At 72.7% G+C, this 14,187-nt stretch carries 13 protein-coding genes and 1 pseudogene; 10 read left to right on the top strand and 4 right to left on the bottom strand.

Translation table 11 applies throughout. The annotated features are described in order from the left end of the window. The first annotated feature begins 44 nt into the window (after positions 1-44). The 3 genes from BJF77_RS22160 (at position 45) to BJF77_RS16750 (ending at position 1,818) form a co-directional block, all read left to right on the top strand. Entirely contained in the window at positions 45-173 is a 129-nt protein-coding gene (locus BJF77_RS22160; protein WP_255396331.1) for a hypothetical protein, read from the top strand. Between the two features lie 93 nt (positions 174-266). After that, complete coding sequence (locus tag BJF77_RS16755) at positions 267-1,430, top strand: sensor histidine kinase (protein ID WP_075872873.1); 1,164 nt, start codon at positions 267-269, stop codon at positions 1,428-1,430. Between the two features lie 46 nt (positions 1,431-1,476). After that, positions 1,477-1,818, top strand: a complete 342-nt coding sequence (locus BJF77_RS16750; protein ID WP_075872872.1) for an MGMT family protein — start codon at positions 1,477-1,479, stop codon at positions 1,816-1,818. A 36-nt stretch (positions 1,819-1,854) separates the two neighbouring features. Here BJF77_RS16750 and BJF77_RS16745 read toward each other — a convergent pair whose 3' ends face one another. Next, positions 1,855-2,835 (bottom strand): phosphoribosylaminoimidazolesuccinocarboxamide synthase, encoded by a 981-nt coding sequence (locus BJF77_RS16745; RefSeq protein ID WP_047801952.1) that lies wholly within the window; start codon positions 2,833-2,835, stop codon positions 1,855-1,857. Beyond that, positions 2,832-4,154 (bottom strand): phosphoribosylamine--glycine ligase, encoded by a 1,323-nt coding sequence (gene purD, locus BJF77_RS16740; protein ID WP_047801953.1) that lies wholly within the window; start codon positions 4,152-4,154, stop codon positions 2,832-2,834. The genes BJF77_RS16745 and purD overlap by 4 nt, the downstream gene beginning before the upstream one ends. A 169-nt stretch (positions 4,155-4,323) precedes the next feature. Between purD and BJF77_RS20260 the strand changes: the two genes are divergently transcribed. The 6 genes from BJF77_RS20260 (at position 4,324) to purM (ending at position 9,514) form a co-directional block, all read left to right on the top strand. Beyond that, positions 4,324-4,647: a hypothetical protein gene (locus BJF77_RS20260; RefSeq protein WP_047801954.1), complete on the top strand. Its 324-nt coding sequence runs from the start codon at positions 4,324-4,326 to the stop codon at positions 4,645-4,647. 66 nt (positions 4,648-4,713) lie between these two features. Further along, complete coding sequence (locus tag BJF77_RS16730) at positions 4,714-5,745, top strand: asparaginase (protein ID WP_047801955.1); 1,032 nt, start codon at positions 4,714-4,716, stop codon at positions 5,743-5,745. A 4-nt stretch (positions 5,746-5,749) separates the two neighbouring features. Continuing rightward, positions 5,750-6,115, top strand: a complete 366-nt coding sequence (locus tag BJF77_RS16725) for a sterol carrier family protein (protein WP_075872871.1) — start codon at positions 5,750-5,752, stop codon at positions 6,113-6,115. 10 nt (positions 6,116-6,125) lie between these two features. Further along, the gene (locus tag BJF77_RS16720) at positions 6,126-6,566 is read left to right on the top strand and encodes a hypothetical protein (protein WP_139318624.1); all 441 of its coding nucleotides are present in this window, start codon (positions 6,126-6,128) and stop codon (positions 6,564-6,566) included. A 15-nt stretch (positions 6,567-6,581) separates the two neighbouring features. Further along, positions 6,582-8,351, top strand: coding sequence for an amidophosphoribosyltransferase (gene purF, locus BJF77_RS16715; protein WP_075872870.1), 1,770 nt, complete (start codon positions 6,582-6,584; stop codon positions 8,349-8,351). A gap of 2 nt (positions 8,352-8,353) precedes the next feature. Beyond that, on the top strand, positions 8,354-9,514 hold the full coding sequence (gene purM / locus BJF77_RS16710; RefSeq protein ID WP_075872869.1) for a phosphoribosylformylglycinamidine cyclo-ligase: 1,161 nt from the start codon (positions 8,354-8,356) through the stop codon (positions 9,512-9,514). A gap of 183 nt (positions 9,515-9,697) precedes the next feature. Here purM and BJF77_RS16705 read toward each other — a convergent pair whose 3' ends face one another. Beyond that, on the bottom strand, positions 9,698-9,922 hold the full coding sequence (locus BJF77_RS16705; protein WP_047801959.1) for a DUF3073 domain-containing protein: 225 nt from the start codon (positions 9,920-9,922) through the stop codon (positions 9,698-9,700). A gap of 256 nt (positions 9,923-10,178) precedes the next feature. Next, positions 10,179-12,793: pseudogene (clpB, locus tag BJF77_RS16700) on the bottom strand (ATP-dependent chaperone ClpB). A 329-nt stretch (positions 12,794-13,122) separates the two neighbouring features. Here clpB and BJF77_RS16695 point away from each other — a divergent pair. Further along, a partial coding sequence (locus BJF77_RS16695; protein ID WP_075872874.1) for an MFS transporter occupies positions 13,123-14,187 on the top strand: 1,065 nt, incomplete at its 3' end.

Raw genomic sequence — 14,187 nt, 5'->3', positions numbered from 1 at the left:
CCCCCCGATCCGGTGCTGCCTCGTGATCCAAGGAGCCCCCCCCCATGAAGAAGAAGATCACCAGCGCCCTCGCCGCTACGCTCGTCGCCACGACCCTCGTCGTCGCCCCCGTCGCCCCCGCCAACGCCGCACCGCGTTACGTGGTGTGCAGCTGGTTCCCCGCCATCTGCTGATGCGGTATCACTGTCCTTGTGGCTAATGTAACTGCATCCTTAGAACGAGCACCGCGCACAGCCCGGAAGAGCGATTTCTTCCACGCCGAGCCCATGGCTTGGTGGCTGTCGGCGGTGCTCGTTCTATATGCGTTCGTGTCCCTTCTGGACGACATGGGACACCTGGTCACCGGCTTCACGGGCTCGGTCCCGAGCGAGATTCTGCGGGCATTGGACGGCGTTCTGGCCTACGCCGTCATCGGTCTCGCCGCCTGGCGTGCCACGTGGGCCAGCGTCGTGTCGGTCGGTTGTTTGATCACATCCGTCCTGATCGACAATTTTGGCGCAGTGTTCATGGCGGCAGCCGTGGTGACGGCAGCCGTAGTCGCCAACGCGACGTACCGCTTCATCGCCGCCCATCTACTGGTCTATTTCGTCTGGATATGCATGGCTGCGTTCTTGCGCGAAGGCGGCGTCAGCGGCGAAGTCTTCTGGACCCTTTTCATCCCCGTTCTCGCAGCCGCCCTCATCGGCGCCGGCATCCGCCACTTCCGGTTGCAGCGTCAACGCAGTGAGCAACAGGTGCGGGACCTCGAGATCCTCAACGAACGGCTCCGTGAGGACGAGCGGCAGGCCCTGGCCCGGGACCTGCACGACGTGGTGGCCCACGAGCTCACACTCATCACGATGCAGACCATGAGCCGGCGCCGCTCCGAGGACGTCGGGGAGCTGCACCAGGTCCTGGAGACCGTGGAGGGCGCGGCACGCTCGGCCCTGCACGAGCTGCGGGTGCTGCTGCGGCTGCTGCGGGACGAGAACGACGGCGAGCACCCGCGCGACGTGACGGGCGCGGGCCTGGCCATCGGCAGCCTGGACCAGGTGGTCGCCTCCCTCGCGGCGAGCCTGCGGGACCTGCGCTTCGACCCCCAGGTGCAGCTTTCCGGGGACCTCGAGGCCACGCCCACGACCGTGCGCGGCACGGCGGCCCGCATCCTGCAGGAGGCCGTCACCAACATCATCAAGTACGCCCCGCGGGGGTCTTGCTGCGTGATCTCCGTGGCGGCCGACGACCACGAGTTGAAACTGCGGGTCACCAACCCGCTGCCCCGTTCGTCCCCGCACGCGCCGGGCCGGCCCTCCGAGCTGTCCTCGGGACTCGGCCTGCGCGGGATCACCGAGCGCGTCTCGCTGCTGGGCGGCCACGCCGAGAGCGGCCCCGAGGGCGGGCAGTGGGTGCTCGACGTCTGCCTGCCGGTGGACGGCCGGGAGGCCCTGTGACGGACGGTGTCACGGTGACCCACGGTGCCCCTGTGCCGGAGGCCCGGTGACCGGGTCCGCCCCCGCCCCGCACCGGCTGGCGCAGCGGGTGGCCGAGGTCGTCGCCGCCATTCCCCCGGGGCGGGTGCTGTCCTACAAGGACGTGGCGGAGCTGGCCGAGTGCCGCTCCCCGCGCGTGGTCGGCACGCTCATGGCGCGCAACCCCACCGGAGCGCAGCTGCCGTGGTGGCGGGTGGTGACCGTGCAGGGCATCCTGGCCGACCACCTCCAGGCCGAGGCCCGGGAACGGTACCGGGAGGAGGGCACACCCCTGCTCGAGGACGACCGGCACCTCGTGCGCGTGGACATGGTCCGCGCGGTGTGGACCCCGGAGGCCCCGGGCGCCTGAGCCCTGGGTGGCTGAGCCCTGGGCGGCTGAGCCGGCTCAGTACTCCGGCGGCCCGGCCACCTCGAAGAAGCCGCCCTCCGGGTCGAAGGACCGGCCGGTGAGCCGCTCGAACGCCTCGACGTAGCGCGCCCGGGTCTTCTCCACGACGTCGTCCGGCAGCTGCGGCACCGGGCCCGCCCCCGTCCACCCGGACTCGTCCGAGCGCAGCCAGTCCCGCACGTACTGCTTGTCGAAGGACGGCTGCGCCTGCCCCGGCGCGTAGGTCTCCGCGTCCCAGAAGCGGGAGGAGTCGGGGGTGAGCACCTCGTCGCCCAGGGTGATGGCGCCGCGGTAGGAGTCCAGGCCGAATTCGACCTTGGTGTCCGCCACGATGATCCCGCGCTCCCGGGCGATCTTCTCGGCGGCGCCGTAGATGGTCAGGGTGAGCTCGCGCAGCCGGTCGGCCACGGCACGGCCCACCACGTCGGCCATCTCCTGGAACGTGACGGGCAGGTCGTGCTCGCCCACCTCCGCCTTGCCGGTCGGGGTGAAGATCGGCTCGGCCAGCCGGGAGCCGTCCACGAGCCCCTCGGGCAGCCGGATCCCGCAGACCTCCCCGGTCTCCCGGTAGTCCTTGAGCCCCGAGCCGGTCAGGTAGCCGCGGGCGATGCACTCGACCGGGAACATCGAGAGGTTCTTGCAGACCACCGCGCGCCCCCGCACGGGCTCGGGAACATCGGTGGTGAGCACGTGGTTGGGCACCCCCTCGAGCTGCTCGAACCACCACAGGGACAGCTGCGTGAGGATCTTGCCCTTGTCCGGGATCAGCGTGGGGACGACCTCGTCGAACGCGCTGATCCGGTCGGTGGCCACCACCAGGACGGAGCCGGCCCGGTACTCGGCGTTGTCGTGGATGGCCACCCCCGTGGCCCGCAGCCGCGACTCCTCGGGGACGTACAGCTCCCGGACCTTGCCCGAGTAGATGTGGGTCCACCCGGGGATCTGCGGTGGGGTGGTGACGGTGCTCTGCTCGCTCATGCCTGCTCCTGCCGGGGACGGGGGTCGGGAACGCCGGGGACCGTGATCAGCCCCCGGGCGGCCTTCAGGGCGATGTCGGTGCGGTGCTGGGAGCCCTCCAGCTCGACCAGCCCCACCCCGCGGTAGGCGCGCTCGCGGGCGGCCTCCAGGTCCGCGCCGAGGGCGACGACGGCGAGCACGCGCCCGCCGGCGGAGACGATCCGCCCGGCGTGCGGGCCCTCGGCGGCCACCGCGGTGCCGGCGTGGACCACGTGGACGCCCTCCAGCGCCTCGGCCCGCTCCAGGCCGCCGATCGGGTCGCCCGTGCGGGGGGTGTCCGGGTAGTCCTGCGCGGCGACGACGACCGCGACGGCCGGCTCCGGGCGCCAGCGCAGCCGCTCGGCCTCGTCGAGCCGGCCGGCCGCGGCGTCGAGCAGCAGCCGGCCGAGCGGGGTGGTGAGCCGGGCCAGCACGGCCTGGGTCTCCGGGTCGCCGAAGCGGGCGTTGAACTCGATCACGCGCAGCCCGCGGCTGGTCATGGCCAGCCCGCAGTACAGCACCCCCACGAAGGGCGTGCCCCGGCGGCGCATCTCGTCGACCGTGGGACGCGCCACCCGCTCCACGACCTCGTCCACGAAGCCTTCCGGCAGCCACGGCAGCGGCGTGTAGGCGCCCATCCCGCCGGTGTTGGGGCCCTCGTCGCCGTCGCGGATCCGCTTGAAGTCCTGGGCCGGGCTCAGCGGGATCACCCGGGAGCCGTCGGTGAGCACGAACAGGGAGACCTCGGGCCCGTCGAGGAACTCCTCGACCACCACGGACCCGCCCGCCGCGAAGCAGGCCGCGGCGTGCTCGAGGGCCGCCGCGCGGTCGGAGGTGACGACCACGCCCTTGCCGGCGGCGAGCCCGTCGTCCTTGACGACGTAGGGGGCGCCGAAGGTGTCGAGGGCGTCGGCGGCCTCCTCCTCGGTGGTGGCCACCCGGGCCATCGCGGTGGGCACGCCGGCCGCGGCCATGACCTCCTTGGCGAAGGCTTTCGAGCCCTCGAGGCGCGCCGCGGCCTGCGAGGGGCCGAAGACGGGGAAGCCCGCCGCGCGCAGGGCGTCGGCCACACCGGCGACCAGGGGCGCCTCGGGGCCGACCACCACGAGGTCGGCGGCGAGCTCGCGGGCGAGGGCCGTGGCCGCCGCGGGGTCGTTCGCGTCCACGGCGTGGACCGGGACGAGCTGCGCGATGCCGGCGTTGCCCGGTGCGCAGTGCACCTGCGCGACCTCGGGATCTGCCAGCAGTGCGCGGATGATTGCGTGTTCACGGCCTCCGGGGCCCAGTACCAGAACCTTCACGCCCTCAGGCTAGTGGTCGGCAGCGGCTTCTGACACATCGTCGCCGTCGACGCAAGCCAACCCTCCAGTATAGATAAGTGACCTGATGTTCGTGTCACGGTTTCCGCCGGCCGAGGACTTCCTCGGACATCTTCCCTGGTGAGCCGGATCACAGTTCTACCGTGGACGCATGAGCACGCAGAGACGACTCACAGCAGCATCCGCCGCCGCGGCCCTCGGTCTCTTCCTGGCCGGCTGCGACAACACCGAGCCGGAGGCTCCGGGCGAGTCCGTGCCCGAGAACTCGATGGCGGAGTCCGAGATGGGCGCCGACCCCACTGCCGCGGAGACCGGGGCGGGCACCGAGCCCACGGCCGGGCAGACCGGCATGGGCGACGACGCCACCACCGACACGGGCGCCGAGGGCACCTCGCCCGAGGGCGACGCGGGCGGCGACGCCGGAGGCGCGGGCACCGGGGCGGACACCGACGCCGAGGCCGGCACCGACAACTGAGCCCGGCGCGCCGTGGCCCTCCCGGGGCGGCCCGGGCGCGCCCGGCCCGGCTGACATACTGGGCGGATGCAGACCTTCACCTCGGACCGTGCCGTGGACCTCGCGGTGATCGAGCGCAGCGGCTTCGTCGAGTCCCGCCACCGCGGCTCCGCCGCGGTCCTGGACCCGGACGGGAACGTGGCCGTGGAGCTGGGCGACATCGGCACCCCGATCTTCCCCCGCTCCACGCTCAAGCCGTTCCAGACGATCGCCTCGATGAAGGCCGGGGTCCCGCTGCGCGGCGCCCAGGTGGCCATCGCCTCGGCCTCCCACATCGGCTCGTTCGAGCAGCTGGGCGCCGTCAGCTCCATCCTCGAGGCCTCCGGGCTGACCGAGGAGGCGCTGCAGTGCCCGCCGGACTGGCCCGAGGACGAGGAGGTCCGCGCCGAGCTCCTGCGGGCCGGGCGGGGGAAGAGCCGGATCTGCATGAACTGCTCCGGCAAGCACGCCGCGTTCCTGTGGGCGTGCACGGAGAACGACTGGCCCACGGACAGCTACCTGGACCCGGAGCACCCGCTGCAGCGGACCGTGCTCGAGACCGTCGAGGAGTTCTCCGGCGAGCCGGTCGCCCACGTCGGCGTGGACGGCTGCGGCGCGCCCCTGGCGGCGATCTCGCTCACCGGCCTCGCCCGCGCCTACTCGACCCTCGGCCGCGCCGCGGGCAACCTCGACGCCGACGCCCGGGCCGCCACGGTGGCCCAGTGCATGCTCGACTACCCCGAGTTCGTGCACGGGCCCGGCCGGTACAACACCGTGGTCATGGAGGAGCTCGACGTCGTGGCCAAGCTGGGAGCCGAGGGCGTGCTGGCCATCGGCACCCGGGCCGGCTGGTCGGTGGCGCTCAAGGTGCTCGACGGCAGCTCCCGCGCCAACGCGCTCATCGGGCTGAGCCTGCTGGCCCACGCCGGGGCCGTGCCCGTCCCGGCCGCCGCCGCGGTGATCGGCCGGGTGGTGCGCCCGATCATGGGCGCCGCCCGCCCGGTGGGCCGGATCCGGGCGGCCGACCCGCTCCTGGAGCTCCTGGGCCCGGACCTGGCCCGGGCGCTCGGGCAGGAGTAGCGCCGTGGCCCGCCGGCGCATCGAGCCCGCGGACGGGGTGCTCGCCCTGGACGCCTGGCGCGCGGACCCGACCGCCGCCGCCCGGCCCACCGTGGCCACGGCCGTGCGCTACAGCCTCGAGGAGCTGGCCGAGCGCCGCCCCGGCAACAGCGTGGAGGTGCGCGTGCCGCCCTTCGGCGTGACCCAGTGCGTGGCCGGGCCCCGGCACACCCGCGGCACCCCGCCCAACGTCGTCGAGACCGACGCCGGGACCTGGCTGGGCCTGGTCACGGGCTCCCTGACCTGGTCCGAGGCCGTGGCCGCGGGAACGGTTGTGGCCTCGGGCACACGGACCGATCTGGCGGACGCCCTCCCCCTCTTTCCCCGGTAGCCTTGAGGGCATGACCTCCGCACCGTCTCCCTCGTCGCGCCCGCCCGCGCGGAAGTGGCCGCGCCGGCGCCGCCGGCAGACGGCCGTGCCGCTCGCCGCGACCGGCAGCCAGCAGATGACGCTGCGCCGCGCGCCCAACATCTGGGCGTTCGTGGTGCTCGGCGGTGTCGCCGGCATCGTCGTGGGCGTGCTCGTCGGTCTGGCCGGAGGGGCGAGCGCCCAGTTCACCCAGGGCGCCGTGGTCATGTTCATGGTCTCGGTCTTCGCCGTGGTCGGCCTGGCCGCCGGTGCGGTCGTGGCCCTCGTGCTGGACCGCCTCTCGGTGGCCCGCGCGCGGGCGGTGACGACCGAGGTCGTGGGCGAGGACGACCCCGCGGCCCCGCAGCAGGCGGCCCCGGAAGCTGCGGACCCGGAGGCCGAGGACCCGCGGCCCACCGACCCCCGAGCGTGAGAGAAGCTGATCGACGTGGTTCACCCTGACGGACAACTCAGCCACGACCTGCTCCCCGGAGAGAAGGGCCCCCAGGACGCGTGCGGCGTGTTCGGCGTGTGGGCCCCCGGCGAGGAGGTCGCGAAGCTGGCCTACTACGGCCTCTACGCCCTGCAGCACCGCGGCCAGGAGTCGGCCGGCATCGCCGCCAGCGACGGGCAGCGCATCGCCGTCTACAAGGACATGGGCCTCGTCTCCCAGGTCTTCGACGAGACCACCCTCAACACCCTCACCGGGCACCTGGCCGTGGGCCACTGCCGGTACTCCACCACGGGCGGCTCCCACTGGGCCAACGCGCAGCCCACCCTGGGTGCGACCCCGCACGGGACCGTGGCGCTGGCGCACAACGGCAACCTCACCAACTCGGCCGAGCTCTACGACAAGCTCATCGACAAGTCCGGCTTCCCCTCGCGCGGCGAGATGGCACAGGGCAACACCACGGACACCGCCCTGGTGACCGCGCTGCTGGCCGAGCACCCGCACGGCTCCCTCGAGGACGCCGCGATGCAGCTGCTCCCCCAGCTCGTGGGCTCCTTCTGCCTGGCGTTCATGGACGAGCACACCCTCTACGCGGCCCGCGACCCGCAGGGCATCCGCCCGCTGGTCCTCGGCCGGCTGGACCGGGGCTGGGTGGTCGCCTCGGAGACCGCCGCCCTGGACATCGTGGGCGCCTCGCTGGTCCGGGAGATCGAGCCCGGCGAGTTCGTGGCCATCGACGAGCACGGCCTGCGCTCGCAGCGCTTCGCCGAGACCCGCCGCGCGGCGTGCGTGTTCGAGTACGTGTACCTGGCCCGCCCGGACACCACCATCAACGGCCGCTCCGTGTACGAGTCCCGCGTGGAGATGGGCCGCCGGCTGGCCCGGGAGCACCGGGTCGAGGCCGATCTGGTCATGCCGACCCCCGAGTCCGGGACCCCCGCCGCCATCGGCTACGCCGAGGAGTCCGGGATCCCGTTCGGCAACGGCCTGGTCAAGAACGCCTACGTGGGCCGGACCTTCATCCAGCCCTCGGACACCATCCGGCAGCTGGGGATCCGGCTCAAGCTCAATCCGCTGAAGTCGGTGGTCGCGGGCAAGCGCCTGGTCGTCATCGACGACTCGATCGTGCGCGGCAACACCCAGCGCGCGCTCATCCGGATGCTGCGCGAGGCCGGGGCCGCGGAGATCCACGTGCGGATCTCCTCCCCGCCCATCAAGTGGCCGTGCTTCTACGGCATCGACTTCGCCTCGCGCGCGGAGCTGATCGCCAACGGACTGGGGGTCGAGGAGATCCGGGCGTCCCTGGGCGCGGACTCCCTCGGCTACATCTCCGAGGACGGCATGGTCTCGGCCACCCGGCAGGACCGTGCCGAGCTGTGCACGGCCTGCTTCTCCGGGACGTACCCGACCCGCCTGCCGGACGCGGACAAGCTGGGCAAGAACGTCTTCGAGGCCCGCACACCGGTGGACTCCTCGCCCCGGCGGGAGCCGGGCGGGCCGTCCGTGGCACGGCGGCCCGAGCACGCCTCCGCCGTCTCCATCGACACCCGGCCCTCCTCCGACGACGGCCTGTCCCGGCGGACGGCCGGGCGCACGCGCATCTCCGACCAGGACCCGGGGGTGCAGGACGGCTCCACGGGCTGCGACCCGGGGCCGGACTCCGACCTCGAGGACCTGCTGCTGCCCGAGGACCGGGTGCCGGCCGGGCCCGGGACCCCCTCTGCCGCCCAGCCCGCCACCCAGCCCGAGACCGCGAAGGACGCCTGACCATGGCCCAGCACCCCTCCTCCACGAACCGCACCGTCACCTACGCCAGCGCGGGCGTGGACGTCGAGGCCGGCGACCGCGCCGTCGAGCTCATGAAGAGCGCGGTCCGTGCCACGCACACCCCGAACGTGATCGGCGGGGTCGGGGGATTCGCGGGCCTGTTCGACGTCTCGGAGCTCACGGGCTACCGCAAGCCCTACCTGGCGACCTCCACCGACGGCGTCGGCACGAAGGTCGCGATCTCCCAGACCCTCGACGTGCACGACACCATCGGCTTCGACCTGGTGGGCATGGTCGTCGACGACATCGTGGTGGTGGGCGCCAAGCCGCTGTTCATGACCGACTACATCGCCACGGGCCGGGTGGTGCCCGAGCGGATCGCCGACATCGTGCGCGGCGTCGCCGCCGCCTGCGAGCAGGCGGGCACCGCGCTGGTGGGCGGGGAGACCGCCGAGCACCCGGGCCTGCTGCGCCCGGACGAGTACGACGTGGCGGGGGCGGCCACCGGGGTCGTGGAGGCCGACGAGCTGCTGGGCCCGGACCGGGTGCGCGCCGGGGACGTGGTCATCGGCATGGCCTCCTCCGGGCTGCACTCCAACGGCTACTCGCTGGTGCGCAAGGTCATCAACGTGGCCGGCTGGTCCCTGGACCGGCAGGTCACCGAGCTCGGCCGGACCCTGGGCGAGGAGCTGCTCGAGCCCACCCGCGTGTACGCCGCCGACGTCCTGGACCTCGCGGCCGCCTTCCCCGTCAACGGCCCGGACCGCACCACCGGCCACGGCGTGCGCGGCTTCAGCCACGTCACCGGCGGCGGGCTCGCCGCGAACCTCGCCCGGGTGCTGCCCGCGGGCCTGGAGGCGACCGTCGACCGCTCCACCTGGGAGCTGCCCGCCGTCTTCCAGCTGATTGGCCAGCTCGGCAACGTCCCGCTGCCCGATCTCGAGCGGACCCTCAACCTCGGTGTGGGGATGGTCGCGATCGTCGACCCGGACGTGGCCGAGGACGCCGTCGCCCACCTCACCGCCCGCGGGCTGAGCTCGTGGGTCATGGGCACCGTGGCCGAGATCGACCCGGCAGCCGAGCACGGCGGCCCCGACTGGGTGCAGGGCGCCAAGGGCGTGGACGGCGGCGCGGTGCGCATGGTCAGCGCCTACGCCGGCTGAGCGGTCCCCGCAGCACGCGGCAGGGCCGCCCGGGCGGATGCTCGGGCGGCCCTGCCGCTCGGATCGTGGTCCCGGGGAATTTTCCCGGGGTGGTCCGGGACGTCCCGGGAACGCAAAGAAGGTGCTCGTCCTGGACGGGCACCTGTTGCGTCATTCGGTTGAGACGAGCGGAGCTCCCGGCACTTACCGGCGGTAGTCCTCGTCGTAGTCGTCGGCGTACTTGTCGACGTAGGCCGAGTAGTCGTCCTCGTCCTCTTCGACCTTCTCCTCGACCGGCTCCCGCAGCGGCGGCATCCGCTCGCTGCCGCGCAGCTCCCGCTGGAGTGCCGTGAGGTCGGTCTGCGGGCTGAAGTACTTCATCTCCCGCGCCTGCCGTGTCGCCTTCGCCTTTTGACGGCCGCGCCCCATGGCGTGACCCCCTCTGCCTCTTGGTCCGGACGGCGGCACTCAGGCACAGAGTACGGCCCCGGAAATGTCGTATGAATGGTTCGTGAGACCAGGGTACATGGTTTGCCGGTCCGTTGCGCCCGCCCCGGCTCGCGCACGGTGGACTGTCGGGAACCTCACGGGAGGGGGGCGGCGCCCGCTCCGGGACCCCGCGGAGCGGGCCGGGACCGGGTCTCCCCCGGTCCCGGCCCGTGCCCGGAACGGCCGCCCCTCGGGCTCAGCCCGCGGCGTGGGCCTGCTCGCGCACCGCGCTCACGGTCAGCCCGTCCGCCACGACGTCCGCGTTGACGTCCACCCGCACGGTGTCGCCGTCCACGACCGTCCCGGAGAGGATCGCCTTGGCGAGCTTGTCCCCGATCTCGCGCTGCACCAGCCGGCGCAGCGGCCGGGCACCGTAGGCGGGGTCGTAGCCGGTGATGCCCAGCCACTCGGTCGCCGCCGGGGTGACCTCCAGGCTCAGGCGCCGCTGGCCCAGCCGGTCGGCCAGCTGGGCGACCTGGATGTCCACGATCCTCGACAGGTCGGCCGTGGACAGCGGGTCGAACAGGATGACGTCGTCGAGCCGGTTGAGGAACTCGGGCTTGAACGAGGCGTTGACCACGCTCATCACCGCCTCCCGCTTGGCGTCCTGGTCGATCGTCTGGTCCACCAGGAACTGGCTGCCCAGGTTCGAGGTGAGGATCAGGATGACGTTGCGGAAGTCCACGGTCCGCCCCTGGCCGTCGGTGAGGCGCCCGTCGTCGAGCACCTGCAGGAGGATGTCGAAGACGTCCGGGTGGGCCTTCTCGATCTCGTCGAGCAGGACCACCGAGTACGGCCGGCGCCGCACCGACTCGGTCAGCTGGCCGCCCTCCTCGTAGCCGACGTAGCCCGGAGGGGCCCCGACCAGCCGGGAGACGGTGTGCTTCTCGCCGTACTCGGACATGTCGATCCGCACCAGGCGCGCTCGTCGTCGAACTGGAACTCCGCCAGCGACTTCGCCAGCTCGGTCTTGCCCACGCCGGTGGGGCCCAGGAACAGGAAGGAGCCGATCGGCCGGTTCGGGTCGGAGATGCCCGCGCGCGAGCGGCGCACGGCGTCCGCGACCGCCTGCACGGCGCGGTGCTGGCCGATGAGCCGCTTGCCGAGCAGCTCCTCCATGTGCATGAGCTTCTCGGTCTCGCCCTGCAGCATGCGCCCGGCGGGGATGCCGGTCCAGGCCGAGATCACCTCGGCCACGTCGTCGGCCGTGACCTCCTCGGAGACCATGGTGTCGTGCGGGGCGGAGGTGTCCTCCTGCTCCTGGGCGACGTCGAGCTCCTTCTGCAGGGCGGGGATCTCCCCGTAGAGCAGCCGGGAGGCCTCGGCGAGGTCGCCCTGACGCTGGGCCATCTCGGCCTGCGAGCGCAGGTTGTCGATCCGCTCCTTGAGGTCGCCCACGCGGTTCAGGCCGGCCTTCTCGGCCTCCCAGCGGGCGTTGAGGGCGTCCAGCTCGGCCCGCCTGTCGGCCAGCTCCTGGCGCAGCGCGGTCAGCCGCTCGACCGACGCCGGGTCGGTCTCCCGCTCCAGGGCGAGCTCCTCCATGGTCAGCCGGTCGACGGCGCGGCGCAGCTGGTCGATCTCCTCCGGGGCGGAGTCGATCTCCATGCGCAGCCGGGACGCGGCCTCGTCGACGAGGTCGATGGCCTTGTCCGGCAGCTGGCGGCCGGGGATGTACCGGTTGGACAGCGTCGCGGCCGCGACGAGGGCGGAGTCCGCGATCTGGACCTTGTGGTGGGCCTCGTAGCGCTCCTTGAGCCCGCGCAGGATGGCCACGGTGTCCTCCACGGAGGGCTCCCCGACGTAGACCTGCTGGAAGCGGCGCTCCAGGGCGGCGTCCTTCTCGATGTTCTCCCGGTACTCGTCCAGGGTGGTCGCCCCGATCAGGCGCAGCTCGCCGCGGGCGAGCATGGGCTTGAGCATGTTGCCCGCGTCCATCGAACCCTCGGCGGCGCCCGCGCCGACGACGGTGTGCAGCTCGTCGATGAAGGTGACGACCCGCCCCTCGGACTGCTTGATCTCCTCCAGGACGGCCTTGAGCCGCTCCTCGAACTCGCCGCGGTACTTCGCGCCGGCGACCATGGACCCGAGGTCCAGGGAGATCAGCGTCTTGTCCCGCAGGGACTCCGGGACGTCACCGGCGACCATGCGCTGGGCGAGGCCTTCGACCACGGCGGTCTTGCCGACGCCGGGCTCGCCGATGAGCACGGGGTTGTTCTTGGTGCGGCGGGACAGGACCTGGACCACGCGGCGGATCTCGGAGTCCCGCCCGATCACGGGGTCGAGCTTGCCCTCGCGGGCCATGGCGGTCAGGTCGGTGCCGAACTTCTCGAGCGCCTGGAAGGTGCCCTCGGGGTCGGGGGTGGTCACCCGGCGGTCTCCTCTCACGGACGGGATGGTGGTCTTGAGCTGATCGGGGCCGGCGCCGGCGGTGCGCAGGATCTCACCGACCCTGCCCTCCTGCTGGGCGAGGCCGTACAGGAGGTGCTCCGTGGAGATGTACTCGTCCCCCAGAGACGTGGCGAACTGCTCCGCGGCCTGGATGACCTGCAGCGCGCCGCGGTTGAACTGGGCCTGGGCGGTCGAGGCCCCGGACGCCGAGGGCAGGGCCTTGATGGCGGCGCTGGCCTGCGCGGACACGGCGTCGACGTCGGCGCCGGTGGCCTTCAGGACGGCGACGGCCACACCCTCGCGCTGGTCCATCAGGGCCTTGAGGATGTGGGCGGGCTCGACCTGCGGATTGCCCGCGGTCGAGGCGTTGGTGGAGGCGGCGGCGAGGGCCTCCTGCGACTTGGTGGTGAGCTTGGTCTCCACAGCGGCTCCTTGTGCACGATCGGAACGAACCGACCCGGGCGCCTCTCGCCTCGGAGTGCGGTCGGGCAGTTCAGCTAACCTGAGTCTACTTCACTCAACCTTGGGGAGCCAGCACGAATTCCCACCAGGCAGTCCGACCTGCCGCAGGACGTCCCGTGGTGGCGCTCACCGACGTGCGCGACGCCTATCACACCCCGGTCGATTTGTCCAAGATCACACGCCGAAACCCTTGGGCGCCGTCGACTTCCTCCGTAGTGTCGGTGCTTCATCCAGTCCGGCTCGACGACGCGCCTTCCTCCCTGTTCCTGTTCCACCCGGAAGGACCCGCCATGTCCGCACCTCGCACTGCGGTGCTCCAGGTCATCAACGCCCCTGGACCCACCGGCACCCGCTTCGCCATCCTCGCCCTCGCCCTCGGAGGCTTCGGCGTGGGCACCACCGAGTTCGCCTCGATGGGCCTGCTGCCCTTCATCGCCGAGGACTTCGGCGCCTCGATCCCCGCCCTGGCCCACTCCATCTCGCTCTACGCCCTGGGCGTGGTGGTCGGCGCGCCGCTGATCACCACCCTGACCTCCCGGGTGGAGCGTAAGACGCTGCTCCTCGGGCTGATGGCGGCCTTCACCGTCGGCAACGCCCTCTCGGCGGCGGCCCCCACCCTCGACTGGCTCTACGTCGCCCGCTTCCTCTCCGGCCTGCCCCACGGGGCCTACTTCGGGGTGGCCGCGGTGGTGGCCTCCTCCCTCGTGCCGCGCGAGCGGCGGGGCACCGCGGTGGCCCGCGTCGCCCTGGGCCTGACGGTGGCCAACATCGCGGGGGTCCCCCTGGCGGCCGCCCTCGGCGGGGCCCTGGGCTGGCGCTCCGGCTACGGCCTCGTGGTGCTGATCGGCCTGCTGACCGTCGCGGCCCTGGCCGTGTTCGTGCCCAGGACCCGGCAGGGCGGCGGCGTCTCCGTCGCCCAGGAGATCCGCGCGCTGGGCCGCCCCCAGGTCACGCTGACCCTCATCGCGGGGACCGTGGGCTTCGGCGGCATGTTCGCGGTCTACACCTTCATCTCCCCCACCCTCACCGAGCTCACCGGCCTGAGCATCTCGGCGGTGCCGTGGGTGCTGGCCGTGTTCGGCGTGGGCATGACCCTGGGCTCGCTCCTGGTGGGCCCGCTGGTGGACCGCTCGATCGAGAAGACCGTTCTGGGCGCCGGCGCCGTCTCGGCCGTGGCGCTCGTGTTCTTCGGCCTCTTCGCCCACTCGGCCGTCGCGGCCGTGCTCGGCGTGCTGTGGATCGGCGTCATGGGCTCCGTGTTCACCACGTCCCTGCAGATGCGCCTGCTGCGCGAGGCCAAGGACGCCCCCTCCCTCACCGCCGCCATGAACCACGCGGCCTTCAACCTGGCCAAC

It is taken from the genome of Kocuria sp. CNJ-770 (assembly GCF_001942375.1).
In the GTDB taxonomy this organism is placed as follows: domain Bacteria; phylum Actinomycetota; class Actinomycetes; order Actinomycetales; family Micrococcaceae; genus Kocuria; species Kocuria oceani.
The sequence above is the reverse complement of the archived record's forward strand: the minus strand, read 5'-3'. Positions and strand labels throughout refer to the sequence as shown.